This window comes from Paraburkholderia sp. BL25I1N1 (genome assembly GCF_003002025.1).
Classification (GTDB): Bacteria; Pseudomonadota; Gammaproteobacteria; order Burkholderiales; family Burkholderiaceae; genus Paraburkholderia.
This window is the reverse complement of the sequence record NZ_PVZB01000008.1, coordinates 246404-273384: the sequence shown is the minus strand read 5'-3', so window position 1 is coordinate 273384 and position 26981 is coordinate 246404. Positions and strand designations below refer to the sequence as shown.

Genomic DNA, 26981 nt, shown 5'->3' with positions numbered 1-26981 from the left:
GGCCGCTTCGCGTAGAAGCGTTCGGTACGGGCCCTGCATCAAGGAGACGGACGAACATCGCTCGGCTGTTCGATATTATCTGCGCCGGGGGGTGACATCTGCGGGGAGGCGGAATCCTCCCAGCCGCCGCCCAACGCGATGAAGACACCTATCTGCCTGTCTATCAGCGAGGCATTCGACGCAGCAAGGGAAGACTCCGCGGAAGCCAGATTCTCTTGTGCGCTTAGTACGCTGAGGAAGTCCGTCCGCCCGAATCTGAAGAGGCGCCACGCCTGTTCGTTAGCCTCTGAGGCAGTGTCACGAGCCGCTACCAGGCTGCCGTTATGCTGCAGTTCGCCTGAATATGCATCGAGTGCGGTCTCTGTATCCCGGAGTGCCTCGATGACGGCGCCGTCAAAGGTTTGCTCTGCGGCGCGCGCAGTAGCACCGGCCTCGGCGATGCGCGCGCGAGTCGCCACTACGTTCGGGAACGTCCACGTCACAATGGGACCGAACGACATCGATATCTGCGACTTATTGCTGAACTTGGATGTCGGCCCGCTCATGCCTATGCTGCCTCCAAGACTCACTTGCGGATACAGCGCTGCAGTCTCAACACCGATTAGGGCGGTCGCGGCAGCCAGCTTTCGCTCTGCCTCCCGGATGTCCGGCCGTCTGCGAATAAGAGCGGCGCCGTCTCCGACGGGAATCTCGGCCAGCAGTCGCGGCGGTGCCAAGCACGCCTGTACCTCGCGAGGATATTGAGCAGGGACTCTTCCAAGTAGCGCGGTGAGCGCGAAGACCGCTGCATTGCGCTGAGCGACGATTGGCGGTAGTGCGGCGCCGCTTGTAGCGACGGCTGCGCGCGCGCGTGTCACGTCGAACGCCGTTGCCCTACCGCCCTGCCTCAGACGTTCCGTCGCACGCAGAGTTTGTGTCTCGACGTCGAGCACGTGTTGAGCGGAAGCCAATGTTTGATTAGCGGAACATGCAGCTATGTAGTCGCGAGTGATTCCTGCGGCCACCACCATTCGCACCTGGTCACGGGCAGCCTGCAGCGTGTCGCGTCCCGCTTTCGCTGCCTCAACCTCGCGACGAATACCGCCGGCTAGGTCTAGCGCATATGAAATGGCACCGCCGAGAGAATAAACCCCGCGCAGAGGCATGCCGGCGGCGCGCGGAAGCGGTGGAGTTGAAACCGCTACCGCTCCCGAAAGCGCTGTGGAGGGTAAGTTCGCCGATTCCGCCTCATATACCGCATAGGTTGCGCGTGCGAGATTTTCTTGCGCAGCGCCAAGGTCCCGATTTGCGGCCAAACCCTCCCGAATCAAATCGTCCAGGCGGGCATCGTCATAAAGCTTCCACCAGTGGTCGGGCAAGGGTGCCGATACGACAGTGTTGCTGGCTGCCCCAACGAACGGCGCTCGCGCAAGCGGGTCGACCGCCGTGGCCTTTGCCGGTACGTTGTAGTTCGGGCCCACGGTGCACGCGGTCAAAGATGCAAGGCCGAATGCCGTCATCACCCACGACTTCACTTGGGCCCTCCGCCTACCGTCTGGCCATGCTTACCGCCGATATACTCGATGGCAACGGTCGCTGTGCGCCCCGGAATGAACGCGATATCGGCGGGAAACGAATCGACCCGAATACGAACCGGAAAGCGCTGCGCAAGCCGAACCCACGAAAACGTCGGTGCGACAGAAGGCAGGAGGTTTGACGTCTGAGAGCGTTGGTCGTCCGCAATGCCGCCGGATATGCTTTCGACATGGCCTGTTAGTATCCGGTCGTCGCCCATAAGCGTGATTCGCGCTTTGCTGCCTACATGGATGTGCCGAAGCTTGGTTTCCTCAAAATAGCCTTCTACCCGAATGGAATCGCTATCGACGAGGGCTAGCGCCTGAGTCCCTGGCCCAATGTAATCACCTGGATGCAGGTCGAGATTCGTCACCAATCCATTCACGGTTGCGCGTACCTCAGTGCGAGTTACATTGAGCTGAGCGGTGCTTTTCTTGGCATTCGCTTCGTTAAGCGCCGCAAGTGCTGTCTCGACCTTCGCCGCGTTTTGCTCGTGCGCTTCCGTAGCTACAAGGTCGCCCAGCGCCAAATCACGCTTCGATTGGCGCTGCGCCTGGCTTAGCACGGCCTTGGCGCTCGTTATCGCCGCAGTCGATTCGGCCAGTGCGTCCTCGTATCGCGGGCGGTCCACCACGAACAGCAACTGTCCAACCTTGACCTCCTCGTTGTCGTGGACGCGCACAGAGGTGACGAGCCCTCCCACGTCGGGGGTAACTCGGACGACATCCGCTCTCACATGCCCGTCCCGTGTCCAGGGCTGTGTCTCATAGCGGTTCCACAGCGCAATAGCGACGACGACTGCACACGCAACCAGTCCCAACGTGAATAGCCATTTGGCAAGCGCCGATAAGGTCGTTTTCATAGCGTCACCGACTGGATAATTGAGCTGCAAACCACGACCGCGCCCATGAGGATAACTAGCAACGCAATATCTACCAACGGCCTGTTTGAGAACAGCCGATAGCCGCCGAGAATGGACATGAGCGATGAGACGAATGCGAACAGCACCAACGCGAGAAGGCCGAGGAAGACCAAGGCCGGAATGTAAACGCCGCCAAGCGAGATTTCGCCTATCACCAGGATAGCCCCACAAGGGTGGCGGAGGGGAACAGGTTGCATCGAAGGCTCATAACGAGTCCTGCTGCAGTCCGCCTTCTCACCTCATCTGGGTCTGCGTGAAACTCATGGGCAAGAGAGTCCACCTCCGCTAGCAGGCGAGGACTTGGGGATACGCGGACATCGCGAATTCGTTCGCGGTAGAAGCTTGTAACTGAACGAAGCACATCATCAATTGACGCCTGCTGACGTTCAGTTGCCAGCATTGCCAGTGACCTCAGGTCTCCAGCAGCCACGCCGATTCGAAGGTCTTGCAATGCTTGCACAGCATCGCCGCCTTGTTGCGTTGACTGCATCATCGTTCTCGTAACGAGCATCCCGACGCGGTCCAGCATCCTGCTGGTCCAAGTCGCGACATCTGGGTATTCTCCTTCGATGCGCCGAATCACATCACGGAAGCCAGCTCGTCTCAGGCGCCGAATACCCTCGTCGGAACCCAAGGTCCTGAAAACCGATAGGGCGAAGATTGCGAACGCCGTTCCGACGTTTTGCGCGATGGCGCTATTGATGAAGCTCATGAAGTCACCGTCGTAGCTGGCGTTAAGGCCCACTGTATTGAGTAGCCCAATGAGTGTGCCGAGCGCGAAGAGAGCAGTACGAGGTCGTGCCAGTGCGCTTCCCAGAAGGATGAGCGACGGGGCCAGCACCGCTGCAAGCACTACAAAGTCTGTGACGCGAGGCAAGACCACGAAACCGTAAAACGTTGCGAGGCAGCAGCCAAGAATCGAACCAGCAAGAAACTTCCTGGCTGCGGGAGCGGGGTTGTCGAGTGAACCGAACAACGCGCAGGTGACGCCGGCGATGAGCGCTCCGACAGCGCCATCTGGCCATTCAGTCGTTATCCAGAAACAGCACGCAAGGAGGACTGTCGCTGCCGCGCCGAGCGCTGCTCGCGCGGCAAGGCCGGTATCGGTATGTGCCGAGCGTGGTCCCGCGTTGCGGAGCATTTCTTCCACGCCCGCCCTGTCGCCCGGGGGTTTGCCCTCAATCACATTGACCAGATAAAACGTATCGCGGTGCGCGCAGATTAGGTCAATCAGTCTTCCCGTAACGTTTTGTAGCAGCATCTCCCGCCACGTCCATGGCTGAGCGACGTCGGGTTCGTGTTTGCGAACCATGACAATGAGGTCATCGGCTTGCCTTCCGAACAACAAATCGTCATCGCGGCCTAGCCAGTCGCGAACCCGCTGAATGGTTTGCGCCATCCCCATGGGAACGCCCTGAGGCAGTCCACGGAGGGCGTCCAACCGGTCTTCTACCGCCCGGGTCACTGCCACCATGAGGGATAGCTGGTGCTGCAAGGCTCGAATTGCCCGTCGCGGTGGAATGACAAGCGCCATGTCGAATGGCAAATGATGACCAAGCTGCCCGAGGTCATTTATGTCGACGATGAGTCGTTGCCGCTCGCGACGAAAAGCGTCACTGCGCTCGCCAGCCAAAGCTTGCACGGTCCACGTTTTTGTTGAAGTTCTGATTTGCTGCAGACGACTGGATAGCTGCTGCGCTAGAGTCGTGGGAAATACGAACCCATGCAAAACTGTTGCCGCGAGGATGCCGACAACAATCTCCTGTACACGAACGACTGCAGTGCCGAAGATACCCGCCGGAAAATTGACGCTGGGGAACCCAATGATGCTTGCCGTATACCCGGCCAGCAGAAAGGTATAGGCGCGAGGCGTGCGGTCGTGAACCGACACGAACATACACAAGCCCAGCCAGGCCGCCATTGCAAAACTGAGCACGGCGGGCTCGTTGACGAAGTTTGGGACCAGCACGACCGCCGCTGCCGCGCCCAGTACAGTCCCTCCTAAACGATAGGCAGCCTTCGATAGGACGGCGGCGGCCAAGGGCTGGGAGACGAGGTACACGGTCGTTACAGCCCAAAATGGCCGAGGGAGTCCAATCTTGAGGGCAACCCAGTATGCAAGCATCGCCGCAACGTATGACCGGAGCGCAAAAGCCGCTGGACCAGTGTCAAGGGTCATCGCCGCTTGTCCGTTCGATAATGCCCATCGGGAGCGCTTCGCCAAGCAACGACTTTTGGTTTCGCAGCCGGGCCTGCAAAGCCGATGGAGCGGTCTGCTGCGCGTATTGATATCACCCTCGACCCGACAAGCGTTGCAGCGCCCATGATGTCTGCCGACTTGGGGACGTTGATTTCCGCCACCGTCAAGGAGAGTCGCGGCGATTTGGCGTGGTCCATGATAGTCACTCGCCGGAACCTATCGCAAAGTCGACCGCTATCGTCTGTACGAATTTGCGTTGGCGAGAGCTACTTTCATAAGGGCTCCACTGCGTTACGTCGTGCACAATTGTTGTCTGCAACCGCCGTGGGCGGGCGGCGACCGTTTCCGACAAGCGGTGCAACAGTAGCGATAGCATTGCAGTTTGACGAACGCCAGCGTATGTGGCGAGTCGAAGCCGCATCTGGTGCAGCCCGCGCCTGTCGACAGGCAAGGTCCCCGCAAGGATAAATTGCCGACAAGCGCGTCCAATTTTGTCTTCACGGACAGCACTGATGTTGCCTCGGGTGTGGCACTTGTTCATTGCCGCGGCAGAGAGCAACTGCCGGGCCTTCACGGAACTTCCTTTCAATTCACGTCTGTTTTCTCTGGTCGGTACGTTCACCAGCGAGTCAGGTTCATCGTTTTGCTCCCGGAAGAAGCGGTAGCCGCGACCAGCAACGTTCCTGATGTAGGTCGCCTCCGGTTCGAATTGGCGCAACGCCTGGCGAATAGCTGTCATCTGCACCCGCAGGTTGTTCTCTTCCACCACCGTCTCGGGCCAGGCGTAGCCAACGAGCTCGCTGTGCTTGACGATGGTGCCGTCCCGTTGCACTAGCAGCGACAAGATTCGCATTGCCCGGTGCCCCAACCGGACCTCAACACGCCCGGCGAACAATTGCTCGCTCTCGGGAAACAGTGTGAAGACCCCAAATTCGTACTGAAGACGGTCCATCGTCGCTCTCCAAGATGCTAGACGTTGTCAATCATCAACGCCAAATGTACCGCCCGCTGTGTTTCGGCAAGAAGAGGCAGGCCGTTAATCACTGTTAATCGTTGTTAATGATGGCTTGGAACGTTTGTCAAACGTCGGCGGCTCCGCTGCTCAATCTGCCGAGAATTAGCGAGATTTAACTACCGCCTCGGCAGCGCCTTGAGAGAACCTTCAAGGACTGCCCGGCTATCTGAAGGAAACGTGACTAGCAAAGCTGCTTCTGCTGTGGGTGTACTCGGCAGACGGCCGAGCGCTAGACGCGGTACCCAACTGATGTGGACGTCGCAGCAGGATTCGAGAGCGTCGTGGGTCGCGATGTCAGCACAGTCCGAGACAGCAATTCAGCGAATTGACAGCTTGGTGCAGGACACATTGCGTTGCGCTTTTGCGCATGCACGATATGTCTCCGTCCGTGCGCAACATATGCTTCGCACGCAGCCTGTTGCCGTCGAGACCCGCGTGGGAACTAGCGCTTTGTCGAACTGGCTGTCGATGATTGGTTGCGCTGCATGGGGCTGAGGCCCACGCGCGGTTAGCTCGCACACGCAGCGAACGCCAGCTCATGACTATCGTCAATTATCAAGAAGGCCAATGACAAACCTAGGCATTAAACGTCGGACCGCTCTTCGTGCACTGACAATTGCTGGCGCAGGCCTCCTCTCAGGCTGCTCCCCATTTGGCAAAAAAGAGGCCATGCACGCTATTGACCGGCAGCCAGGCACCGATTCGCCCTTTCGAACGAATCAGATTGAGACACCACGCCATCGTACGGTCTGGATTGAGGCGGGCCCCAAGGACGGTCCGCTGATGATTTTCGTGCACGGATGGCCGGAACTCAGCATCATGTGGCGAAAGCAGCTCGAACATTTCGCCGGCGCCGGATGGCGCTGCGTCGCCCCGGATATGAGAGGGTATGGAAAATCATCATTGCCGACATCTGTCGACGCCTACGCTATGCGTGAAATTGTGGCGGATATGTTGGAGATGCACGGCGCGCTAGGCTCGCGGCCTGCTGTATGGATTGGTCACGACCTCGGAAGTCCGGTAGTGTCCGGGATGGCGACCCATCATCCGGACCACTGCCGCGCCATAGTGAACATTTCTGTGCCGTACTTTCCGAACGCCTTCGCTCTGCCTAGCCTGCTTCCGCTCGTGGACAGGAGGTTGTATCCCGAAGACCAGTTCCCATTCGGACAATGGGACTATTACCAGTTTTATCTTGAGCAGTTCAATCAGGCAACTACAGACTACGAGGCGGACGTCTCTTCGTTCTTTTCGGTCATGTTTCGGCCGGGCTCCCCAGAGGTTGTCGGCAAGCCATCGCCGACTGCGTCCGTTAGAGCCAGAGGAGGCTTGTTTGGTGCCGCACACCGTGCCCCTAACGTCCCTCGCGTACCAACGATGATGTCAAAGCAGGACTTCGACACATTCGTGAGGGAATTCAACGCCAATGGGTTCTTCGGTCCCAATGCCTGGTATCTGAACGACGCAGCCAACATTGCGTTCGCAGGCACTAGCCCGGACGCCGGACGCCTGAAGACGCCCGTTCTCTTCATCAACGGACTGTGGGACAGCATTTGCGATATCTCACGCAATCGACTCGGCGACCCAATGCGTGCGGCGTGCAGTGACCTCCGAGTTGTATCGCTCGAAGGAGCCCATTGGCTGCCACTAGAGAAGCCGGAGCAAGTCAATGGTGCAATCTCGACATGGCTCTCAGACAAGCGCCTTGCAGCATAAACATCGCCGTGACGACTTGCGCCTACCGGATTGATGCTGCACGCGGCCAGAACATCGACGGAACCGGTGGCCCCGCCCTTACATAGTCAGCAACTAGCACCATAGCAGTGAACTCAGGGCTGACCGAACGCTTCGAGGAATTCGTCGGAATAGATTTCGGAGAGCGCAGCGCGCAGCGCCGCAGCCCGTTCTTCGCCATACACGTGTTCGAAGCGACTCTGAGCTTTCCGCCATAAGCGATTTGCTTCTGCAAGCTTTGCTCGACCTGCAGTGGTGAGTGCCACCCGACGGCTTCGACCGTCATCGCTATCGGGCCGCTGCATCAGAAAGCCGTCTCTCTCGAGTGGCTTGATATTGCGAGCAAGGGCCGACCGGTCCAGCACCAGGGAATGCGCGAGTTCAGTCATTGAAGGACTTCCGGCTCGTTCGATGTGCACGAGGAGAGACCGTTGACCCGAACTCAGCCCGCAGGGCGCGAGCGTCGCGTCGTAGAGCTGCGCTAGCCGGCGCGTAGCTTTGCGAAGAGCGCCGCTGTTGCAGGCAAGAGGCTTTTTGGTATTCGATGTCGCCAAGGCCAACTACTCCGTGTTCGTGGACAACCGCGCGACCATCCAGTAGTACGCCCGGGCGGTCATTGTAAATTGGGTTGACATGTGTGCGCATGCACGTACGATACCTTCAATCTGTTTGCATATGCCACTAATTTGAACGAGCGTGAGTCGCACTGGAACCCGTAATGAATCCCATAGCCCCGGAAACACCTGAGAACATCCTGAACGAGATAGAGTCGGACGCATACCTCGACAATGTCGTCTGGGCAGCCCTTTCTGGAAAACATGCCGAGATAGCTGAGCGCAATGCTGCCGCACTGAGGTATCTGCCAGAGCTTGCACCGTTTGGAGCGGCCGAGGATTATTCAGAGCATGGCGTCGCACAGATTGCCGGGATGCTCAAATCAGACGAACGGTTGACGCTCTTCACGAAAGACAAGCCACTTGTGCCTTCCCAGTACAGGGTTGTTCGTGAAGCGACTGTCATCCAGATGGTCGCAGGAAAGCAATTCGCGAGACCCGATGACTCAAGAATCGAAACGCTTGGGACGCAGGATGTTGTCGCAATGATGGAGTTGGTAAGACTCACCGACCCCGGTCCCTTCAAAGAACGAACGCATGAAATGGGAACGTTCCTTGGCATCAGAGACAGGGACCAACTCATCGCGATGGCCGGAGAACGGATGATTGCTGGACGGTACGTCGAGGTAAGTGCAGTCTGCACCCATCCCAACTGGCGTGGCCGTGGTCTGGCAAAAACTCTCATGGAAGCATTGTCAGCAGGCATTCAGGAGCGTGGACAGATTCCGTTTCTTCACGTGTTCTCGACAAACGAACCAGCGATTCGCGTTTATCAGCAGCTAGGCTTCCGGCGGGCTCGTAACCTTTATGTAACCGCCATGACCCGCGCCCAGCCCAACGACTGATTCAACGTCGGGTGAAACGTCAACAGCGAGCGTCAAGGTATTGATGAGTTGGCGTGTCCCGAACTTTCTCTCGCTCCGTTCCCTCTCGCGGGCGAGCCATTGGATGAGATGCTTCGTCCTTTCTTGAATGGGCGGTGATGCTAATCCGTCTCGACGTGTGAGGTACCTGAAATGGCTGACCGGATATTATTCGTCGCCGGCGCGACTGGCGATACGGGCGGTGCCACGATTGACGCACTCTTAGGCGCTGGCGAGAAAGTGCGAACTTTGGTGCGCAAAGAAAGCGAAAAGAGCGAACGGCTCAAGTCGAAAGGTGTCGACGTCATCGTGGGCGACCTGGCCGAGCTCGACGATGTGGCTAGGGCTCTGCAGGGAATTTTTTCTGCGTACTTTGTATTCCCCATCGAAGCGGGCGGCGTTCAGGCCAGCGCCTATTTCGCGCAGGCTGCCGAAGAGGCCGGCCTGACCGCCATCGTGAACATGTCGCAAATCTCCGCACGACGGATTGCAAAAAGTCATGCCGCCCGCGACCACTGGATTTCAGAGCGCGTCCTTGACGGCTTCAAGACCCCGGTGACGCATCTCCGGCCAACGTTTTTTGCACAATGGCTGACGTATCCAGGGCAGGTTGCCAACATAAAGAAAGACGGCGTTATCCGACTCCCGTTTGGTGAAGGCCGTCATGCGCCCATTGCGGCCGAAGACCAGGGACGGGTTATCGCGGCGATTCTCCGCGAGCCGGGACCCCATGCGGGCAAGGTCTACCCGTTGTACGGCCCGGTCGAGATGAACCATCACGAAATCGCTGCTGAGATGTCACGTGCGTTGGGGCGCGACGTGAAATATGAGCCAATCGACCTTGAGCTTTTCAAAAAGCGTCTTGATAGTGATAGCAAGTTCAGCGATACGTTCGCCCAGCATCTTTTGTCCGTAGCGCTTGACTACCAGAACGGCGTTTTTGCCGGCACCAACGACGTCGTCGCCGCGATAACCGGCGAACCGCCGATGACTGTTGAAACTTTCGTTCGAAGACACGCGGCGCTATTCACCGACTAGGACGCTTTTTACCGGCGAGAGCAGCCACATCATTGGGGCTTGAACCGAAATGCGCTGCTGACTTCAGCAAGTGACGCCTGCGGCTCGGACCCAATGCTTTTGTCGGATTCGTTGAACGTTGCCATCCCACGTATTACAGAGGGCCTTCTCATTGTCTCGTCAAACCAACGACGAGTGTTTGGAAGTTTCGACCAGTCCAGATTCCGCTCCTCGCGGGCAGCTATCGTTACTGCGCAAACGTCCGCAAGCGTAAACTGGTTCCCGCAGATATTGGTTGAACCAGCTAGAAATTTCTCAGTATGCGCAAACGCAGCCATACTTTTTAGACGGTGCGCATCCGCTGAAGCGCCATGCTCCACCGCGGCCATAAAGTTGGCGGCATGGTAGACGGCTATCACGTCTGTCAGCATAAACATGAAGCGTTCGTATGCGACAGCACGCTCAGGGGTGCCGATGGGCGGAAGCAAGCTGCCGGGCGTCATGTCTGCGAGGTAAAGCATGATGGCGTTCGACTGCGTCAGTACGAACGGATGTGTGCCATGCAAGTCCACCAACACCGGAACCTGGGCCCGTGGGTTGATACGTCGAAAGGCGTCCGAGTGATGCTCACCAGTTCGCAAGCCAATTCTAACTGGATGATACGGAACGCCGGCTTCTTCGATTGCGATGGCTACCCGTTGACAATTGCCCGTCGGCGCACCCATGAGATAACATCTGGCTTCCACTATTTCTCTCCGATATAAATTAGGTGTAACGTGCGGCATGCATGTCACTGAGACGCAAGGCCGGGAATCTTGTCAACGGCAACTGTGTCGTTCTGGCTCCATCCCCCGCCCAGAGACCTGTACAGTGCAACCGCTGCCAAGGCTTTGTCCCGACTCGCAAGGTTGAGAGCATCCGAATCGCGCAGAAACACTTCCTGCGCGGACAACACGTCGAGGAAGTCTGTTGCGCCACCTTTGTACAGCTCATTTGCAAGCCGCAGTGACTTGTCCGACGCGCCCAGCGCCGACTTCAGGTTGGCAGTCTGCTCGCTCCGTCCAATCAGGTCGGAGCGTGAGTCTTCGACTTCTCGGAGCGCCTGCAAAATCGTTTCCTGCAGATTCAATTGTGACTCTCGCATCTTGCTTTCGCTCTGGTTGATGTCCGCAGTAATTCGGCCGGCATTGAATATCGGACTCGTGGCGCTGAGTGCGGCGCTGAAGAGATTATCGGTCAGCGTAGGCGCGCCGAGGTAAGACGCTGCCAGCAAGCCGTCAGCGAGGTTGAGGTTGAATTTTGGATAGCGCTCCGCTTTGGCAACTCCCACCTGGGCTGCCCGTTGCTCGACTTTTGCGTACGCGGTAAGAACGTCCGGTCGACGCAGGAGCGCTTCCGATGGAAGCGTCGTGGGTGCGGCGCCGCTCGGCGTCGGAATTGCAGCCGGTGTGGACAGTATCAGGCCATCGACTGACTCGGGCGTTCTACCCGAGTACACGGCTATAAGGTCGAGCTGATGCTGGATGGTAGCCTGAGTTGGCGCAACGCGGGACTGCAACGCGTCCAGTTGATTCTGGGCACGGCTGACGTCAAGCTGGGTCGATAAGCCATAGTGCAGACGCTCCTGGGTAAGCTGAAGCGCACGAGTGCGAATCGACAGGTTGTCCTGCAGGATTTTCATTTCCGATTGCGCCCAGCGCAGGTCGACATAGGCCGCAGCGGTGTCAGCGGCGAGTGCGAGCCTGACCTGGTCCTCGGCGTGCTGTTGCCCCACCAGCGTGGACTCAGCCGCCAGGAGGTCAAGGCGTTCCCCGCCGAACACGTCTGGCGACCAGTTCAAAGCAAGCCCGACGCCCCCTTCGCGCACATATCCCAACGGCGGGGGAGTGTTCTGCCGCGCGGCAGCCACGTGTGCGGTTGCATCAAGTTCGGGAAGCAACGCAGAGCGCTTTTGCGTTGTAAGCGACTGAGCCTGCTTGACCCGTTCTGCCGCGGCCTTGAGGTCCAGGTTGTCGCTCAGGACCGTGTCTATCAAGTTGTTCAGCGTTGCGTCGTTGAACTGCTGCCACCAGAGCTTCGCATCGGCGCCACTAGAGGGTACGTCGACTGACCACGTCGCAGGGGCCACCGTTGAGACTGATTCCTTCAATTCCGGATGCGTTGCCGGCTGCACCGCACACCCAGCCATCACCAGACTCGCAGCAGCTGCAATCAAAAGCTTTTTCATGACCAACCTCGATTAGTGTGCATCCGGCGGAGGGGCCGAATTCGAAAACGGATTTGAGAAGAAGACGCTCACAACTGCAACGACGAAACACAGGGACAACACATAGAATGTGTCCGAAAACGTCAAGGTGAGGGCTTCACGAAAAATCAGGTGCTGCAATGAGGCGAGGCCGGATTGCGTGGCATCGACCGCGTTGCCCGCAGTCATGGCCCAGTGCTGGACTTGCTCTGACAGGGCACCCACAACTTCGGGTTGACCTGCGGTGACACTCTCGTTCAGGCGAAGATAGTGAAAGTTCAACCGGTCATTAAGCATCGTGGCGCTGACGGCAATCCCGATTGCGCCGCCCAGGTTGCGCATGAGATTGAACAGACCACTGGCAGACTTCAAACGGGACGGAGGCAGCGACCCCAAAGCCATAGTCACAATGGGCGCGATACAGAACTGTTGCCCAATACCGCGCAGTGCCTGCGGAAGCAGCAGTTGCTGCCATCCCCAATCGTGGGTCAACGGCACATACAGGTAACAACCGATTCCGAACAGCACAAGCCCGAAGGTCATCAGAATTCGAAGGCTGATGTATCGGGTAGCAAATGCGTAGACCACCAGACCCACCAGCTGGAAACCACCAACCGAGAGCAAAGCAATACCGATTTGCAAAGAGTTGAAGCCTCGAACTTGCGCCAGGAACAGCGGTGTCAGGAAAACCGATACAAAGATGCCAATTCCGGTGATGAATGACAGCAGGCTGCCGATACCAAAGTTGCGAACGAAAAGCGCCCGGATGTCGACAATCGTTTCTTTGGCGGTGAACGCGTGAACAAGAAAGAGAAACCCGCAGATAGCCGATATCCAGGTACACGTGATGATGAGGTTGTCGCCGAACCAGTTCTTGCGCGGACCCTCTTCTAATACGTACTCGAGGCACCCAAGAGACCCGGACATCAGGACAATCCCAAGGTAATCACCAGACCTCAAAAGTTTCAGATTGGGCGCATCGATGTTCACGTACTTCGGAACCATTGCTGCTACGAAAACGCCCGGTATGAGGTTCAGATAAAAAAGCCAGTGCCACGACCATTGGTCAGTAATCCAGCCTCCGATGACAGGGCCGACTGCAGGGGCGAGTGACGCTAATGCTCCGATGGTGGTCGACGCCACGATGCGTTGCTTACCAGGGAACAGCACGAAAGCGGTCGTAAAGACGGTCGGAATCATCGCTGCGCCTAAAGCGCCCTGCAAGCCTCGGAAAATAATCATCGAGTTGATGTCCCAGGCGATGCCGCAGAGCATGCTCGTGACAGTGAATCCAACGGCGGAGGCAACGAAAAGCCACCGCGTCGAAAATACCTTCGACAACCAACCAGACATCGGAATCACAAGGATTTCGGCGATGAGGTAAGCGGTTTGCACCCACGACAGTTCGTCCTGACTTGCCGAGAGACCTCCACCAATGTCCCGCAAGGATGAGGCGACAATCTGAATATCCAGCGTCGCCATGAAGAAACCCAAACACATCAGAGCAAACGCGAAGACACGCTGCTTTAACGGCTGTGATGCAGGGTCACCGATATGAGTAGTCATGATTGGCTCCAGGGCTGCTCAGCTACCGCTCTGTTTGTCGCCGGCAACCGTGTGAACCGTCACGACCGACGAGAGACCGGGGCGCAGCACCGCTTCCATACCCTTGGGGGTATCAAGATGTATGCGGACGGGCACACGTTGGACAATCTTCGTGAAGTTGCCGGTTGCGTTTTCCGGAGGAAGCACACTGAACGTCGCGCCAGTCGCCGGGGCGAGGCTTTCCACTCGGCCATGAATCACTGTGCTCGATGCATCCAGTTGCACATCCGCCGTGTCGCCGACATGCATCTTTCTGAGTTGGTCTTCCTTGAAGTTGGCGTCGACCCAGAGACCCTGCTCGGGTACCACGGACACAATGGGCACGCCTATGTTAGCGAGCGCGCCGACTCGGGCCGTTCGATTGCCGATATAGCCATCCACAGGCGCGCGAATAACGGTGTATTCGACATTGAGCTGCGCGACTCGTTGAGCGGCGAGCGCTGTATCGACGCGAGCCCTTGCATCGTTGACTTGTGCCGCCAGGACATCCAGTTCACGCGTTGCAGCAATTACCGCAGCATCACTCTTTTGAACTGCAGCCTGCGCTTTGGAGAAATCGGCGTTCGCACGTTCCACAATCTGGTTCGAAACAGCGTCGTCTTTCACCAATTCGCGGTAGCGAAGCTGGTCCGAGTTCGAACGCGTGAGCTCGGCCTTTGAAGCCGCTGTCTCCGCGACGTGCTGGTTGATTATCGCTTGCTGAAGTACTTGCTTGGCCTTCAGTTCTTCAACGGCAGATTGAGCGCTCTCGACTTCTGCGGTCGCTTGCGCAAGCTTCGCATCATAATCACGTGAGTCAAGGCGGACGAGCACCTGGCCGGCTTTCACGTGTTGGTTGTCTTCAACAAGAATCTGGTCAATGAAACCGCTCACTTTAGGGGCCATCACTGTCACGTTGCCACCCACGTACGCATCATCTGTCGTTTGTTGGAAACGCAGCACCCAATACCAATAGCCAGCGGCTGCGGCAAGAACGACAACCAGCATCAGCACAGCGAGTTTCATCCACGGCAAGGACCGGGGTGTCGCCGTCGCCACAGGGGGTGCGACGGCATTCGAGGCTGGAGTTACCGAAGTTTTCATTAGTATACCTATTTAAGTGATATGGATTTTTACGATTTTCAACCAGGAGACGTTGGCCTACTCTTGCGACGACAACTCTGTGCCTATGCGGAACAACTCTTCGCGCAAGTGAATTGCCGCCTTCGCACCGAACCTATGCTCAAACTCCAGTTTCGCTGCCTGCCAGAACTGCGCTGCTTCTTCCTGCTTCGCCTTCCCTTTGTCAGTCAGGGCTAGCAGTAGTCGCCTGCCGCCGTCTTCGGCAACGCTGCTCACGTAGCCGTTCTTGAGCAAAGGCTTCAAGGCGCGAATTACTGTCGTACGCTCCATCACCATCGTCGTGGACAGGCAGTGCATGGTCTGCCCCCGTTTCAATCCAAGCGCCGTCAAAACGCTGAACTGCGTTGGAGTGACGCCGGCTGCCGACATGTGACGTTCATACAGCTGGGAGACCTGCCTTGCGGCCTGTCTGACAGCAAAACAGTCGTCGTTCTGGAGGATTGATGTGTGCATGTGCACAATGTACGGCCCAAGCGTGGCCACATCAACGCGACCAGCAGCATCTGATTCTCACAGTTTTGACAAGAATCGGCGCACGATGCAGTGGCCCGCTGAGCACTGCTCCGAAGGGCGAAGACGGTCAGACGTTCGTGGAGGCCGCGAAAGACTCGTAGAAAGCAGCGGCATGTTCGATGAACACGCGCACTTTCGCCGGCATCAGAGCCCGGGTGTTGTAGGCGAGGCGGATTTCGATTGCGCCGTTGACGAGGGGAAACTCCTGCAGGACCGGCAGCAACTGCCCTGTGTCCAGTTCGAGCTGTACGACTGCCTGCGGAATCACGCCGAGGCCGAAGCCCTCAAGAATCATCGTCCGGTTGAACATCGGGCTGTTTGAGGATACTTCTCCTTTTAGCGGAACTGTGACTTGTTCCGCTCCGATTTGAAAGGTCAGTTCCTGTCGGCGGATACTCGGTGACATTGTGACAAAAGTATGGGCGTCGAGGTCTGCCGGTTGCCGGGGTAAAGCGTGACGTTCCAGATAACGAGGGGAAGCGACAAGGATTTGGGGAATCCGTTCGAGGAGTCGCGTCACGGTCAATTCACTGGACAACATGTGAGGGACCACTATTCCCAAGTCGTAGCCATCAGCGACCAAATCAACTGGCCGCTCCGAAAGAGTCACATCCAGAATCACTTTAGGATGTGCGCGCTTGAAACTTGCTATTAGTGGTACGAGGCGATTGACCGTAGCCGTCGTGTGCGCGACAACTCTCAATATCCCGGTCGCCTCAACGGTGTGGTTCGCTGCGTCAGCCTCTATTGCATCGACTTCATCCAGTACCCGAGTCACGCGCTCGTAGAGCCTTTCAGCGGCCTCGGTCGCGGACATCTGCCGGGTCGTTCTATGGAACAGGCGAGTACCTATCCTTCCTTCAAGCCCGGCGATGGCGCGAGACACGACCGGCGTCGTGACACTGAGCATATCCGCAGCCTTGGTGAAGCTGCCGGCTTCCATGACAGCTCGGAAGTGCCGCAGGCTTTCAATGTAGTCCATCGCAGTGAATTCCAATTGTGAGGATTCCCAGACCATTGCAGCCTGAATCATCCTTCTGTTTAAACATGGTATGCGTGCGACGAAGATTCACACGCTTTCAGCGAACGATGCTATCCAGAAAACACATTTGCTGCCACCAGAGCGGACAAGGCCGTGAACGATTCGTGTTGCCGTCAGCATCGTGGTAGTGTGCATCAGTTCAACCCGACCTCAGCCAGGCACGGCATCAACTGGACACAACCTTATGGCCTGCGTTTCAGCATTCGCGTTGCCGAGTCGGGCGAGTGGCATTTCAGAAAGGTTCAATTGCTGACGAAGTGGAGACCACCGCGAGCTCGATTAGCGCGTGCATGGTGGCCCCGCCGCAGCGGAGGTATCGTTCAAGATGTTCGGATTGACCATGCGGGATTAGTAGCTCCGCTCCGAGCAACCGCGACAGGCTTCGGCTCGTGCAGCGGAAGAAATCTAAGTGAAAGCGACCCCCGGGTCTCGGCCGAAGCGCCGCAGGCTTGATATCGTGATTGCCATAGCCACGCATCCACTGACAGAAGAAGCCGTTTCTCGTCGTCAACTCATTGGAGGCGGTTGTTCGTTCCACGCAAACCAATTGTCAGCGTCAACCTTTCCAAGTCCGAGGACACACGAGCATGAAGGAATATGACGTCGTCACGAACGGAATCTCTCTGCACGTCACCGAACAGGGGCAAGGTCAGGCCGTGGTGTTCTGTCACGGCTTCCCCGACACCGCATACACGTGGCGCCGACAGATGGATGCCGTCGCTGAGGCCGGTTACCGTGCGATTGCGCCTGACATGCGCGGCTACGGACGAAGTTCGGCGCCGGCAGATTCAGCGCTATATACGCCGCTCCACACTAGCGGAGACCTCATCGGCCTGCTCGAGACGCTCGATATTCCATGCGCTGTACTTGTCGGGCACGACTGGGGCGCAACGCACGCGTGGAATGCCGCGCTGCTGCGAAGCGACAAGTTCAAAGCGGTGTTTTGCCTCAGCGTCCCATATGTCGCGCGCGGAGATATGAGTGTGTTCGAACGGATGCGCAACTCCGGCCACGAAAACAGCTTCTACATGTTCGCGCAGACTAAGCCCGAGGCCGAGGAAGCGTGGTCGAATGCTGCTGTTACGATACCCGGGGTGCTTTACTGGGCGTCCGGCTCCGCGCCCCAACATCTGCGCTGGAACCCGATGGACCCAGCGCGCGCCCTTAATCGAGCGGCGCCTGGGCCGCTTCCCGGTTGGGCCGCGCCTGATTACGTCGAGCACAACATCGCTGAGTTCGCCCGTACAGGGTTCCACGGCGGGCTAAATTACTACCGAGCAGCGGAAACCTATTTCGGCCTGTCCGCTGCTCTCAAAGGCGCGCAGGTAACGCAACCGTCATTTTTCATCGCGGGAAAAGCAGATGGCCTGAGCGCGCTGTACCCGCCGATGCAGAAGTTGCGCGCTGGCCTTCCCGGCCTGATTGGTTATGTCGAACTCGAGCAGGTGGGTCACTGGGTGCAACATGAGGCCCCCGATGAAGTCAGCTCATATCTAGTAAGCTTTCTTCAGACCGTATCGCCCGGCTGACATCCGCACGACGCCAGTTTTAGAGAGGAGTCGACGCGCGGTCCTTCTACGGCGCGCGCGCGGCAAGCGTCGGCTCTCGCTGTCATGTTGATTGTTTTGTTGTCCCGCGCTGGACTAAGTTTTAACACCTTTTAACTGAACACCTAACAATCGGCGCTCCATACTTCATCCACACTCACGCAAGGCGGAGCAATTGCTGCGTTTGCTATTGATACCGCGAGCCGGTGTGCTGTAACCAGTCTGTCTGCGACCGGTTTTTGAACACGGAGGCGATGGTGGGTCAAATGGATAGAAACTCTGCTTGGAGCCAGATTGTCGCATCGCTATCCCGCGGCGGTCGACATTATGCGCATACATCCCTTGTGAAAGAACGAAACACGAAGCGCCGAGGTCCCGACGTGCACTGGCCCCGGGACGTGAAAATCCGCATCCTCGACCGTTTAACATCAAGCACAATCTCGGTGGCGTGGGCCCATCCCTGCTCGGGGAATTCAGGTCTCCAGACATGGCGCCGGGCGCTGGCGCGCAAGAGCGAAATATGCGCACTGAGCGGCGAGCCAGTCATCCGGGGCCAAGAGATTTACAGATTAGCCCGTTCAGTCCGGAGCCAATGTTATGTGGACGAGGTTCTGCTCGCAAGCCGAGTAGACGCAATCCTCGATAGGCAGAATGATGGCTTGCTTAACGACCGACGACAACAAAGCTGTGCTCCCGAGCAAAGAGCTCGCAAGGTCTTTCCGGCTGTACGAAACGAGGTTTCAGCAACCTGAGGAAGATGCGACATATTTGTGCAGCGTCGGAAGTCACCGGCAGTTATGAGCCATTCCGCGAGCCGGTTTACCATACCGCCGCAGGTCGTCAACAGTTACGCGACAGGACATAACGATGGGCGAATATCGTCACGTACAAGCAGAGGGTGCAACCTTCGCCGCTTACATTGAGTACCGCGGGCAGCCCCGGTGCCGTTGTACTGCAAGAGATTTTCGGCATCAACGAGGACATGCGTGAGACATGTCATGAGTTAGCCGAACACGGATTCATCGCATTGTGCCCGGACCTGTTCTGGCGACAGGAGCCGAGGGTCGAATTGAACAGCTGGCCAGAGAACGAGTGGAAGAAGGGCTTCGAACTCTACAGCGCATTCGACCGTGACCTTGGAGGTCAGGATGCTGAAGCAACGATTGCAATGGCTCGCTCGTTGCCGGAGAGCAACGGCAAAGTAGGTGTCATGGGCTTTTGTCTTGGAGGCCTGATGACTTTCCTTACCGCAGCCCGCACTAATGTCAACGCAGCGGCAGCGTACTACGGCGGCGAGACCGACAAATATCTCGACGAGGCGAGCGCAATACACGCGCCGACGATTATGCACCTTGGGACAGAGGACGAGTTCATATCTCCTGAGGCCCGAGCGGCCATCAAAAAAGCGATGGCTGATAATAGCAACGCCACCGTTCACTCATATCCCGGTCGTAACCACGCGTTTGCTCGGCACACGGGCCACCATTACGACAGCGCTGCTGCGGAACTCGCGAATTCGCGGACATACGAACTGTTTCGGCGCGCGCTCCAGGTGTAGACAAACGTCATTGCACTGTAGATGGCTGGCAACCCGGCCACGGTTTGTCTGACACGCCGAGCAGCCGGTTCGGAGTTTTTTGATAGCCGGGCACTGATAGCGCATGGGCTTCACTACGCGATGCCCATGTTCCATAACCATGACGGGCGCGTAGTCTTGAGACACCGGACGAGGTGGCGAAGTTAGCGCCCCGAGGCGAACGGCTGACGGACGACGCTGGCTCCGAGCGGCATCTCATGATGCTTGGAACGTGTCTGAAGGCCACGCTCAGGATAAGGCGGGGCTCAACTTCACCAAGGGGCATTCACAAAAACACAGGAAGTTTGCTAGAGGGAAATGCGTTGCAGAACGCCGCTGGGTCTTTGCATGAAACGATGCGTTAAAGGTGCGCTATCTGATTTCAATGCACAACGGCATGACCGTACGGTGCGATGGTGAGAAGTGGGCGGTCGATGTCGGCCAAGCGCTGAAGATGATTGATGCTGCATTGAAGACAGCCGGCGTCGACACCGGGCGGCTCAAGCAGTAAATATATTTTCGGCGCCCGAATTGAATGAGACATCGTACGTTCATCTTGCGGCACGGAACCAACCTGCGACCGGGACGGTCCGCGGCAAGCAAAACGACGTGATGGTCCGCTCCCTAGCATGTCCGTCGCACCGGAACCACTATTTTGGCGCATTTGCGCGACCGATGTCCGCGCCGGCCTCGGACGGCACCGTTTCACGTTCAGATGCGGTTTTAATGCATCCCGGAATGATTGGACTTGTCGCTCGTGGTGCGCAGGTCGAACAAGCCGCTAGCGTGGAAGAAGGCCAGCTTTACGATAGTCCTCAACCAGCGAATCGTAGGCCGCAATGTCAGCGCGACCCCTCGCCATGAGCTGCGCGCCAGAAATGGCGGCGTAAATGGCACGCGCGCGGCCTGCGCTTTCTTCGGTTTTCACCACCGCGGCGGCAACAAGCACTTTCGCCAGCCAACTGATGTTCACATCGGCGAACCTCTGAACTTGCTTCTTCACCATGTCCGGCAAGTCATCATATTCAGCGGCCATGAAGCTGCATAGACACATGCGATTGTCGTTCTGCAGCGCCGTCCTGAATGTATCAGGGTATCCGCGCAAGCTGAGAATCGGGTCGCCGGTGGCAGACAGTCGCGCGTCGAGCATCACGGCAAACTGCTCCGCATAACGTTTAGCCACTTCGGCGCCCAGCTCGGCCTTTGTGGGGAAGTGATGATAGATGCTGGCGGCCTTGATGCCGACTTCCGCCGCGATGTCTCGGAAGTTTAGCCCGCCGTACCCGTGCGCCCCCGCGACCTTAGTCGCCGCAGCAAGGATGTTCTCCCTCGAATTTGAACCGCCTTCCGTTTTCACCGGTGCTACCTCTTTTTGCAAATGGTCTTGACAGGCTCAATTCTATCTCATAAAGTTCATCCTACCAAGTGGCAGGTAGGAAAACTTGGAAGTGACCACCCGGCAACGCAAGTTGCTTTTTTTAGAACGCGTCGGTCTACCAAGTGGCAGGTAGTCTGCGTGGTAGAGATAAGCCTTCTTAACCTCAGGAGTCGCACCATGTCGTCCAAATTTCAAGTCTTCACGTCGCCCTCCGCATTCCCCAATCCGCAGCGCTTGCGGCTCTTCATGTACGAGAAAGGCATCGCCGAGCATTTCGACGAGGCCATCTACAACATGACCCCAGTTGGCGAACAACGTGGCTGGCGGCACCTGAAGATGAATCCGTGGGGCGAAACGCCGACGCTACAGCTAGCCGACGGCAGCTTTATTTCGGAGACGGCGGCCGTGGTTCGTTATCTCGACCAGACCTTCCCGGGCCGCAAGATTATGGGCGAGACCCCGCTGGAGCAGGGTCTCGACAACATGTGGGACAACCGCATCTGGGTTCACATCCTGTACCGAATTGTCACGGCTTTCCACGTGCTGCACACCGGTCTCGGTTTCAAGCTCGAACTGACAAAAAACGAGGCATGGGGGGAACACAGCCGCAAGGAAGCACTAGCCCATGCGGCACTGGTCAACAAGCACCTCTCGGACGGACGCGAATGGTTGCTCGGCGGTGACGAACCCACCTTCGCAGACATCACGCTGGCAACTGCAATCGCGTTCTCCAAGTTCCCGGTGAACGCCACTCCGCTTGACGAGCGTTTTGAGTTCCTCGATGCGTACTGGAAACGCTGGCAACAACGCCCGAGCTTCAAGGCGGCGTACGCTGACCGTCAGAGTGGTATCCCGGAACTGGACAATCCACAAGGTAAGTAAGGCAAACAGCTGGGAAGGAGCTCTCCGGAATAGCTACAAAAACAATAGAAGCAGTGTGTCCTGCTAAATCAGAGATGCTCCAACCAGCACGCGTCACGCGCATGTATGCACGATTTTTTACAGCAAGAGATACCTCCTTCTAACCAGGGCATGGGCTCCCCTCAGCCTTGCTCCTGAATCCGAAAACGGATATACGCCATGAACACGTTCACATTGGATGACATCAAGGTCGCTGGCTGGCTAAAGGAAGCGAACTACATTGCAGGGAACTGGGTGGGTGCCGACGACGGCAGCACTTATGATGTAGAGGACCCGGCAACCGGAACACGCGTCGGTACCATTCCTTGGGCTTCCGGTGCTGAGACGCGCCGTGCTGTCGACGCAGCACAAAAAGCCTTTCTCACCTGGTCAATGACGACGGCAGCCGAGCGGGCCGAGAAGCTTCAACGCATGGCGCAACTGGTCCGAGACAATCTGGACATCCTCGCGACGATGCTGACGCTTGAGCAAGGGAAGCCCCTCGTCGAAGCGCGTGGAGAGATGAAGCTCGGTGCGGACTACATCCAGTGGTTCGCCGAAGAAGCGCGTCGCATCAATGGCGAAATCATCCCTTCGCCGTGGAAAGACAGGCAGATTCTGGTGACGCGCGAGCCTGTCGGAGTGGTGGGGGCGATTTCACCGTGGAACTTCCCGTTCTCGATGCTCTCCCGCAAAGTCGCGCCGGCACTTGCCGCTGGGTGCACTATCGTCATCAAGCCATCGGAATTCACTCCGTACTGTGGCCTGCTTTACGCGGTCTTGGCCGAAAAAGCTGGAATCCCAGCAGGCGTGGTAAACGTCATTACGGGCGACGGCGCAGCCGTGGGCGCCGAACTCACCCGGAATCCGTTGGTTCGCAAAATAACGTTCACGGGCTCAACCCGCGTCGGAAAGCTGCTCTATAGGCAATCTGCTGACAGCATGAAGAAACTGTCGATGGAGCTAGGCGGCAATGCACCAACTATCGTTTTCGACGATGCCGACCTCGACCTCGCTGTCGAGACAGCTGTGGCAGGCAAATTCCGAAACAGCGGACAGACATGCGTATGCACGAACCGCTTCTACGTGCAGGATGGCATTTACGATGAGTTTGCGCGTCGGCTGACGGACCGCGTCAAGAAGCTGAAGGTCGCCAATGGTTTAATGGAGGGTGCCGACCAGGGACCTCTCATTAACCTGGCTGCGGTTGAGAAAGTTGAATCGCAAGTCGAGGATGCCAAAGCGAAAGGTGGCCGCGTGTTGCTCGGCGGAAAGCGCCATGAGCTCGGCGCCACATTCTATGAACCGACTGTCATCGCTGACGCGACCCCGGACATGTTAATTGCACGTGAGGAAACCTTTGGCCCAGTCGCTGCACTGTTCCGCTTCAAGGAAGAGCATGAAGCAGTCGAGGCGGCGAACTCGACGGAACTTGGTCTCGCCGCCTACTTTTATACTCGAGACCTGGCACGTACTTTCCGCGTGTCGCGGGCGATTCAAAGTGGCATGATTGGAATCAATGCCGGGGTCATTACGACAGCCGAAGCACCATTTGGTGGTGTGAAGGACAGTGGTCTCGGTCGAGAGGGCTCGGCGCACGGCATCGAAGAGTACCTCAACTTGAAATATCTCAGCCTCGCCGGTCTGTAAGCGGCCCAGACGATGGTGCCAAGGTCCTGAAGATGGAGAGCGCATGTCCAGGGCGGGCATGCGCTCGCTGATGTAATGAAGCTTCCTGCAGCGCCGGGCTTGAGTGCCGCCCGATGTGGGCGATGGCCGCGTTACCCGCGTGAAATCGCAGTAGCGGGTGGCAAAGGAGGCCGTCGACAGATGCAGACTAACAAATACCGTGGATACACCCTGTGGGGCCATGCCATCCTTCAGCAGGACGACATCTTGCGACCGGAGCGCTTCGCCAGCAGCGGCACAATTATGCGCGACTCGAAGGTCGTGGCGGCGTCTGGGGTGCTCGACGCATTCGATACTGACGACGAGGCAGAATCAGCAGGTCTTGCGTGGTGTCGCGCGTGGGTCGATAGCCACGGTTAATGCGGGAAAGGCGCTGCGCCGTCGATTGCGTGGGCTATCGTCAAGCGAAACATAGAGCGGGCCTGACGCCGCATTGACATGTCGCATCTGTCACCAGGTTTGCTAAGCGAATGGGTTGATGGGGTACACCTTCTCGGGTTCCTTGACCCGTTCAAGCATCTGGACCTTAGACCAGTCCGCCACCTTAGCCTCCAGGCCCCGCACCACATTGGTTTTCCAGCGGCTGTATTCCAGCGTCACCGTTGAAGTTGGCACTGAACGCTGGGTGAAACCGGTACTGAAAGTATCCTGAGACTTCGGCTATTCGCTCAGGCGTATTTGAGTCCGTGTAGATGACCGACTCGGGCGAGAACGGAAGATACATGGTGATTTTACCAACTCGGTGCATGCGGCCCGTCTGGCGCATGCCGCTCGTCAAGAGTAGGCGTATCGTTGGGTGTCAGCTGCAGACTCAAAATTTTTTTGCAGGCAAATCTCCTTTGCTCGCAGCCACATTTCCGAGCTCGTCCTTCCCATGCGAAATCATCACCCCTGTTGCGCGGTATACATAGTGCTGCCCGTTCCGCGGTGCAGCCGCGCGACTGGTCGGACATCAACGGCAGCGGTCGCGGGACAATCGGTACTGTGGGATAGCCTTGAGACACCGGACAGGGTGGCGAAGTTAGCGCCCTGAGGCGAACGGCTGACGGGCGACGCTGGCTCCGAGGGGCATCTCACGATGCCTGGAACGTGTCTGAAGGCCTCGCTCAGGATAAGGCGGGGCTCAACTTCACCAAGGGGCATTCGCAAAAACAAGAGATGTACGCCAGAGAGAATGCTCAAACGTAGGAAGATGAAACAAGGGTTTAAGGGGTAGTGCGCTTACGCCGCGAGACGACGCTTGCAGCTCGGCCGCCGCCGGTCGTGCAAGATGTCCGAATGATTAGACCAATACCATTTCAGCCTGCTCCTGCCGCCGCTTCCACGCGGTTCTTCGGGCCCGGCTCTTGTCCCCAAGGCCCCGCAACCACAGCCCCCTTTCAACTTCGCGCCCACTGGATAACCGCTATAGGTCGATTGCATAACTGCGGCCTATAGCGCTGCGGTAACTTAGCCTCCAACAGACCGTTGCGGCGACTCCGGCTGATGCCACATAGCGGCGAATATTTCCATTGGACTAGAACGGCTCAATTACGTCCTGACAAAGACGTAGGACGGAGTCTTGCCCGGCTGAACAGACGCGTACGAAGGCAGACGAAGTCTCTAGTGCAGTGTTCGAAGGTGCCGTCTCATAGAACGGACCTCGATAAAGCGATTTACGACAACGTAAACACGAATTTTAAAAGGAGACAACATGACAACGATGCGTGCTGCACGTTTACATAAAGTTGGCGAGCAATTCAAAGTTGACGAAATTCCGGTCCCTGAGCCGCGCCCGACCGACGTGCTCGTCCGAGTCAGGGCATGTGGTGTGGTCCCAAACCTCCACAACGTAGTGGCCCACTATCCTGAGTGGTTTCCTTTCCTTCCTCTGCCCAAACTGCCGGCCATTTACGGACTTGATGCCGCCGGCGTGGTTGAGCGCGTGGGCAGTCACGTTCACGGCGTGAAACCCGGTGACCGCGTCTATGTGAATCCGGGGCTCTCGTGTGGAAGCTGTCCGGCGTGCCGACGACGCGACAACACTAACTGCCCGGCATATACCTTTCAGGGCTATTTCGGCTTCGGGCCGGGCTCGCAGCAAATTTTCGAAGACTATCCATACGGTGGCTTCGGCGAGTTCATGACCGCACCCGCTTCGAACCTTGTGAAGCTACCCGAATCAATCTCCTTCCAGCAGGGTGCACGGTTCGGCTACATCGGCACTGCATATGCAGGTCTTCGGAAAGCAGGTCTCGAGGCTTCGCAGACCCTGATTATCGACGGAGCGACTGGCACCTTAGGTCTGGGCGGCACGCTTTGCGCATTGGGCATGGGCGCCCGAAAAATCTTCGCGACGGGCAGAAACAAAGATTTGCTGGCGCAGCTGAAGGAATTGGACCCGGTCCGCATCCGGCCGGTTGTGCTTGGTGAACGAAGCGTGCATGACATCGTGATGGAAGAAACGGAAGGCTACGGTGTCGATGTGGTGCTTCAGGCGCTCGGCCCGCAGGCGCCGGTTACTGCCGTCCTTGACTCATTTTCGGCACTGCGGCGTGGCGGCAAAGCCGTTTCTGTCGGCGGTGTTTCCGACCCGATTCCGCTCGAGCCGTTTCCCCTGATGTGCCAGCAAAAATCGCTAATCGGCTCATTGTGGTTCACGCCGGCCGAGGGCGAAAACATGGCAGCGATGGCCGATTCTGGTGCTCTCGACCTCTCGGTCTTCGAGCATGAGGTATTTTCGCTTGAACAGATTAACGATGCGCTCGAGGCAGTGAATCACCGTCATGGTGGCTTCACGAACGTCGTCATTGACCCGACTCTCGTTTAATCGGATGGTAGCCATGATTCGACGCATCGTCACCGTCAACGACAAAGACGGGGCTTCTACCTTTCTGAGCGATGGACCATCGCCTTGGTGCGCATCGTTCAAGTCCATCCCGGGCTTCGAAGTGAACATGCTGTGGGCGACAGACGGGCGCGAGTCGCATGCGGACGCAGATTTCCCTGACCGCGGTGAGGACCCCCGTTCGTGGATTCCGGGTCCGAGCGGCAGCCTGGTGGTCGTTGTGACGTTTCCGCCTGACAGCGTGATGATGAGCGACCAGTTCGATGGCATGGCCGCGCATCAGGAGCAAATGGAAAAGCTGCCCGGTCTCGCCGAGCGCTTTGAGGCTGAAAATCCAGGTATGCATCGCACACCGACGTTGGACTATGGTGTAGTGCTGTCCGGGAAAATACGTCTTGAACTCGATGACGGTCAAACGAAAGACCTTCAAGCACATGACGTTGTCGTGCAACGGGGTACAAGGCATGCCTGGCGCAATCCTGGCTCTCACCCCGCGACGGTCCTCTTCGTGATGCTAGGCTCCCGGGAACCTAGTTAGGACCTGGTTAGCACAAGATTTCCTCATGCCGCTTCCTTGCGGTATGAGGTATTTGGACCCTCGCATCCCTTCGGCCTGAT

The 26981-nt window shown here is 57.6% G+C and carries 24 protein-coding genes and 1 pseudogene; 12 read left to right on the top strand and 13 right to left on the bottom strand.

Annotated features, from left to right (window positions below):
- Nucleotides 1-38: 38 nt before the first annotated feature.
- The 5 genes from B0G73_RS14630 to B0G73_RS14610 all read right to left on the bottom strand — a co-directional run bounded on the left by B0G73_RS14630 (nt 39) and on the right by B0G73_RS14610 (nt 5628).
- Nucleotides 39-1514, bottom strand: coding sequence for an efflux transporter outer membrane subunit (locus B0G73_RS14630; protein ID WP_258193318.1), 1476 nt, complete (start codon nt 1512-1514; stop codon nt 39-41).
- The gene (locus B0G73_RS14625) at nt 1511-2416 is read right to left on the bottom strand and encodes an efflux RND transporter periplasmic adaptor subunit (protein ID WP_106281834.1); all 906 of its coding nucleotides are present in this window, start codon (nt 2414-2416) and stop codon (nt 1511-1513) included. The genes B0G73_RS14630 and B0G73_RS14625 overlap by 4 nt, the downstream gene beginning before the upstream one ends.
- Nucleotides 2413-2631, bottom strand: coding sequence for a DUF1656 domain-containing protein (locus B0G73_RS14620; RefSeq protein ID WP_106281904.1), 219 nt, complete (start codon nt 2629-2631; stop codon nt 2413-2415). The genes B0G73_RS14625 and B0G73_RS14620 overlap by 4 nt, the downstream gene beginning before the upstream one ends.
- The gene (locus B0G73_RS14615; protein WP_106281832.1) at nt 2628-4655 is read right to left on the bottom strand and encodes an FUSC family protein; all 2028 of its coding nucleotides are present in this window, start codon (nt 4653-4655) and stop codon (nt 2628-2630) included. Before B0G73_RS14615 ends, B0G73_RS14620 begins: the two co-directional genes overlap by 4 nt.
- Before the next feature lie 223 nt (nt 4656-4878).
- On the bottom strand, nt 4879-5628 hold the full coding sequence (locus B0G73_RS14610; RefSeq protein ID WP_106281831.1) for a winged helix-turn-helix domain-containing protein: 750 nt from the start codon (nt 5626-5628) through the stop codon (nt 4879-4881).
- Nucleotides 5629-6360: 732 nt separating this feature from the next.
- Here B0G73_RS14610 and B0G73_RS14605 point away from each other — a divergent pair.
- Nucleotides 6361-7407 carry an alpha/beta fold hydrolase gene (locus B0G73_RS14605; RefSeq protein ID WP_106281829.1) on the top strand — a complete coding sequence of 349 codons (1047 nt, stop codon included), beginning with the start codon at nt 6361-6363 and terminating at the stop codon, nt 7405-7407.
- A gap of 113 nt (nt 7408-7520) precedes the next feature.
- Here B0G73_RS14605 and B0G73_RS14600 read toward each other — a convergent pair whose 3' ends face one another.
- Complete coding sequence (locus B0G73_RS14600; RefSeq protein ID WP_106281827.1) at nt 7521-7979, bottom strand: MarR family winged helix-turn-helix transcriptional regulator; 459 nt, start codon at nt 7977-7979, stop codon at nt 7521-7523.
- 164 nt (nt 7980-8143) lie between these two features.
- Between B0G73_RS14600 and B0G73_RS14595 the strand changes: the two genes are divergently transcribed.
- Both B0G73_RS14595 and B0G73_RS14590 read left to right on the top strand, forming a co-directional pair.
- Entirely contained in the window at nt 8144-8884 is a 741-nt protein-coding gene (locus B0G73_RS14595) for a GNAT family N-acetyltransferase (protein ID WP_106281825.1), read from the top strand.
- Between the two features lie 171 nt (nt 8885-9055).
- Nucleotides 9056-9940, top strand: coding sequence for an NmrA family NAD(P)-binding protein (locus B0G73_RS14590; RefSeq protein ID WP_106281824.1), 885 nt, complete (start codon nt 9056-9058; stop codon nt 9938-9940).
- 29 nt (nt 9941-9969) lie between these two features.
- On the opposite strand, the gene B0G73_RS14585 is transcribed toward B0G73_RS14590, so the two are convergent.
- The 6 genes from B0G73_RS14585 to B0G73_RS14560 all read right to left on the bottom strand — a co-directional run bounded on the left by B0G73_RS14585 (nt 9970) and on the right by B0G73_RS14560 (nt 16386).
- The gene (locus tag B0G73_RS14585; protein ID WP_106281822.1) at nt 9970-10644 is read right to left on the bottom strand and encodes a glutathione S-transferase family protein; all 675 of its coding nucleotides are present in this window, start codon (nt 10642-10644) and stop codon (nt 9970-9972) included.
- A 65-nt stretch (nt 10645-10709) separates the two neighbouring features.
- Nucleotides 10710-12146, bottom strand: a complete 1437-nt coding sequence (locus B0G73_RS14580) for an efflux transporter outer membrane subunit (RefSeq protein ID WP_106281820.1) — start codon at nt 12144-12146, stop codon at nt 10710-10712.
- A 12-nt stretch (nt 12147-12158) separates the two neighbouring features.
- Nucleotides 12159-13730 carry a DHA2 family efflux MFS transporter permease subunit gene (locus tag B0G73_RS14575; RefSeq protein ID WP_106281818.1) on the bottom strand — a complete coding sequence of 524 codons (1572 nt, stop codon included), beginning with the start codon at nt 13728-13730 and terminating at the stop codon, nt 12159-12161.
- 18 nt (nt 13731-13748) lie between these two features.
- The gene (locus B0G73_RS14570) at nt 13749-14852 is read right to left on the bottom strand and encodes an HlyD family secretion protein (RefSeq protein WP_258193317.1); all 1104 of its coding nucleotides are present in this window, start codon (nt 14850-14852) and stop codon (nt 13749-13751) included.
- A gap of 57 nt (nt 14853-14909) precedes the next feature.
- Nucleotides 14910-15260: a MarR family transcriptional regulator gene (locus B0G73_RS14565; protein ID WP_308706141.1), complete on the bottom strand. Its 351-nt coding sequence runs from the start codon at nt 15258-15260 to the stop codon at nt 14910-14912.
- A 211-nt stretch (nt 15261-15471) separates the two neighbouring features.
- Nucleotides 15472-16386, bottom strand: coding sequence for a LysR family transcriptional regulator (locus B0G73_RS14560; protein WP_106281900.1), 915 nt, complete (start codon nt 16384-16386; stop codon nt 15472-15474).
- Nucleotides 16387-17033: 647 nt separating this feature from the next.
- Between B0G73_RS14560 and B0G73_RS14555 the strand changes: the two genes are divergently transcribed.
- The 4 genes from B0G73_RS14555 (at nt 17034) to B0G73_RS40480 (ending at nt 20080) form a co-directional block, all read left to right on the top strand.
- Complete coding sequence (locus tag B0G73_RS14555; RefSeq protein WP_106281814.1) at nt 17034-17975, top strand: alpha/beta fold hydrolase; 942 nt, start codon at nt 17034-17036, stop codon at nt 17973-17975.
- 272 nt (nt 17976-18247) lie between these two features.
- Nucleotides 18248-18745, top strand: coding sequence for a DUF3331 domain-containing protein (locus tag B0G73_RS41875; RefSeq protein WP_106281812.1), 498 nt, complete (start codon nt 18248-18250; stop codon nt 18743-18745).
- Nucleotides 18746-18891: 146 nt separating this feature from the next.
- Nucleotides 18892-19551 carry a dienelactone hydrolase family protein gene (locus tag B0G73_RS14545; protein WP_258193316.1) on the top strand — a complete coding sequence of 220 codons (660 nt, stop codon included), beginning with the start codon at nt 18892-18894 and terminating at the stop codon, nt 19549-19551.
- A gap of 385 nt (nt 19552-19936) precedes the next feature.
- Nucleotides 19937-20080: a hypothetical protein gene (locus B0G73_RS40480; RefSeq protein WP_181196550.1), complete on the top strand. Its 144-nt coding sequence runs from the start codon at nt 19937-19939 to the stop codon at nt 20078-20080.
- Nucleotides 20081-20350: 270 nt separating this feature from the next.
- Here B0G73_RS40480 and B0G73_RS14540 read toward each other — a convergent pair whose 3' ends face one another.
- A complete protein-coding gene (locus B0G73_RS14540) occupies nt 20351-20926 on the bottom strand; it encodes a TetR/AcrR family transcriptional regulator (RefSeq protein ID WP_106281898.1) in 576 nt (191 codons plus the stop codon).
- A 21-nt stretch (nt 20927-20947) separates the two neighbouring features.
- On the opposite strand from B0G73_RS14540, the pseudogene B0G73_RS14535 reads away from it, so the two are divergent.
- The 5 genes and pseudogenes from B0G73_RS14535 to B0G73_RS14510 all read left to right on the top strand — a co-directional run.
- A pseudogene (locus B0G73_RS14535) lies at nt 20948-21712 on the top strand (glutathione S-transferase family protein); the annotation flags it as partial.
- 315 nt (nt 21713-22027) lie between these two features.
- The gene (locus tag B0G73_RS14530; RefSeq protein ID WP_106281808.1) at nt 22028-23497 is read left to right on the top strand and encodes an NAD-dependent succinate-semialdehyde dehydrogenase; all 1470 of its coding nucleotides are present in this window, start codon (nt 22028-22030) and stop codon (nt 23495-23497) included.
- A 180-nt stretch (nt 23498-23677) separates the two neighbouring features.
- On the top strand, nt 23678-23896 hold the full coding sequence (locus B0G73_RS14525; protein ID WP_106281806.1) for a hypothetical protein: 219 nt from the start codon (nt 23678-23680) through the stop codon (nt 23894-23896).
- A 1333-nt stretch (nt 23897-25229) separates the two neighbouring features.
- Entirely contained in the window at nt 25230-26345 is a 1116-nt protein-coding gene (locus B0G73_RS14515; RefSeq protein ID WP_106281804.1) for an alcohol dehydrogenase catalytic domain-containing protein, read from the top strand.
- A 13-nt stretch (nt 26346-26358) separates the two neighbouring features.
- Nucleotides 26359-26901, top strand: a complete 543-nt coding sequence (locus tag B0G73_RS14510) for a cupin domain-containing protein (protein WP_258193315.1) — start codon at nt 26359-26361, stop codon at nt 26899-26901.
- Nucleotides 26902-26981: the final 80 nt, after the last annotated feature.

Excerpts from the sequence above, each read along its gene's own strand:
- B0G73_RS14625 (WP_106281834.1), bottom strand. The coding sequence starts at position 2,416 with ATGAAAACGACCTTATCGGCGCTTGCCAAATGGCTATTCACGTTGGGA.
- B0G73_RS14615 (WP_106281832.1), bottom strand. The coding sequence starts at position 4,655 with ATGACCCTTGACACTGGTCCAGCGGCTTTTGCGCTCCGGTCATACGTT.
- B0G73_RS14610 (WP_106281831.1), bottom strand. The coding sequence starts at position 5,628 with ATGGACCGTCTTCAGTACGAATTTGGGGTCTTCACACTGTTTCCCGAG.
- B0G73_RS14605 (WP_106281829.1), top strand. The coding sequence starts at position 6,361 with ATGCACGCTATTGACCGGCAGCCAGGCACCGATTCGCCCTTTCGAACG.
- B0G73_RS14595 (WP_106281825.1), top strand. The coding sequence starts at position 8,144 with ATGAATCCCATAGCCCCGGAAACACCTGAGAACATCCTGAACGAGATA.
- B0G73_RS14590 (WP_106281824.1), top strand. The coding sequence starts at position 9,056 with ATGGCTGACCGGATATTATTCGTCGCCGGCGCGACTGGCGATACGGGC.
- B0G73_RS14585 (WP_106281822.1), bottom strand. The coding sequence starts at position 10,644 with ATGGGTGCGCCGACGGGCAATTGTCAACGGGTAGCCATCGCAATCGAA.
- B0G73_RS14580 (WP_106281820.1), bottom strand. The coding sequence starts at position 12,146 with ATGAAAAAGCTTTTGATTGCAGCTGCTGCGAGTCTGGTGATGGCTGGG.
- B0G73_RS14575 (WP_106281818.1), bottom strand. The coding sequence starts at position 13,730 with ATGACTACTCATATCGGTGACCCTGCATCACAGCCGTTAAAGCAGCGT.
- B0G73_RS14570 (WP_258193317.1), bottom strand. The coding sequence starts at position 14,852 with ATGAAAACTTCGGTAACTCCAGCCTCGAATGCCGTCGCACCCCCTGTG.
- B0G73_RS14565 (WP_308706141.1), bottom strand. The coding sequence starts at position 15,260 with ATGTCGGCAGCCGGCGTCACTCCAACGCAGTTCAGCGTTTTGACGGCG.
- B0G73_RS14560 (WP_106281900.1), bottom strand. The coding sequence starts at position 16,386 with ATGGACTACATTGAAAGCCTGCGGCACTTCCGAGCTGTCATGGAAGCC.
- B0G73_RS14555 (WP_106281814.1), top strand. The coding sequence starts at position 17,034 with ATGAAGGAATATGACGTCGTCACGAACGGAATCTCTCTGCACGTCACC.
- B0G73_RS41875 (WP_106281812.1), top strand. The coding sequence starts at position 18,248 with ATGGTGGGTCAAATGGATAGAAACTCTGCTTGGAGCCAGATTGTCGCA.
- B0G73_RS14530 (WP_106281808.1), top strand. The coding sequence starts at position 22,028 with ATGAACACGTTCACATTGGATGACATCAAGGTCGCTGGCTGGCTAAAG.
- B0G73_RS14525 (WP_106281806.1), top strand. The coding sequence starts at position 23,678 with ATGCAGACTAACAAATACCGTGGATACACCCTGTGGGGCCATGCCATC.
- B0G73_RS14515 (WP_106281804.1), top strand. The coding sequence starts at position 25,230 with ATGACAACGATGCGTGCTGCACGTTTACATAAAGTTGGCGAGCAATTC.
- B0G73_RS14510 (WP_258193315.1), top strand. The coding sequence starts at position 26,359 with ATGATTCGACGCATCGTCACCGTCAACGACAAAGACGGGGCTTCTACC.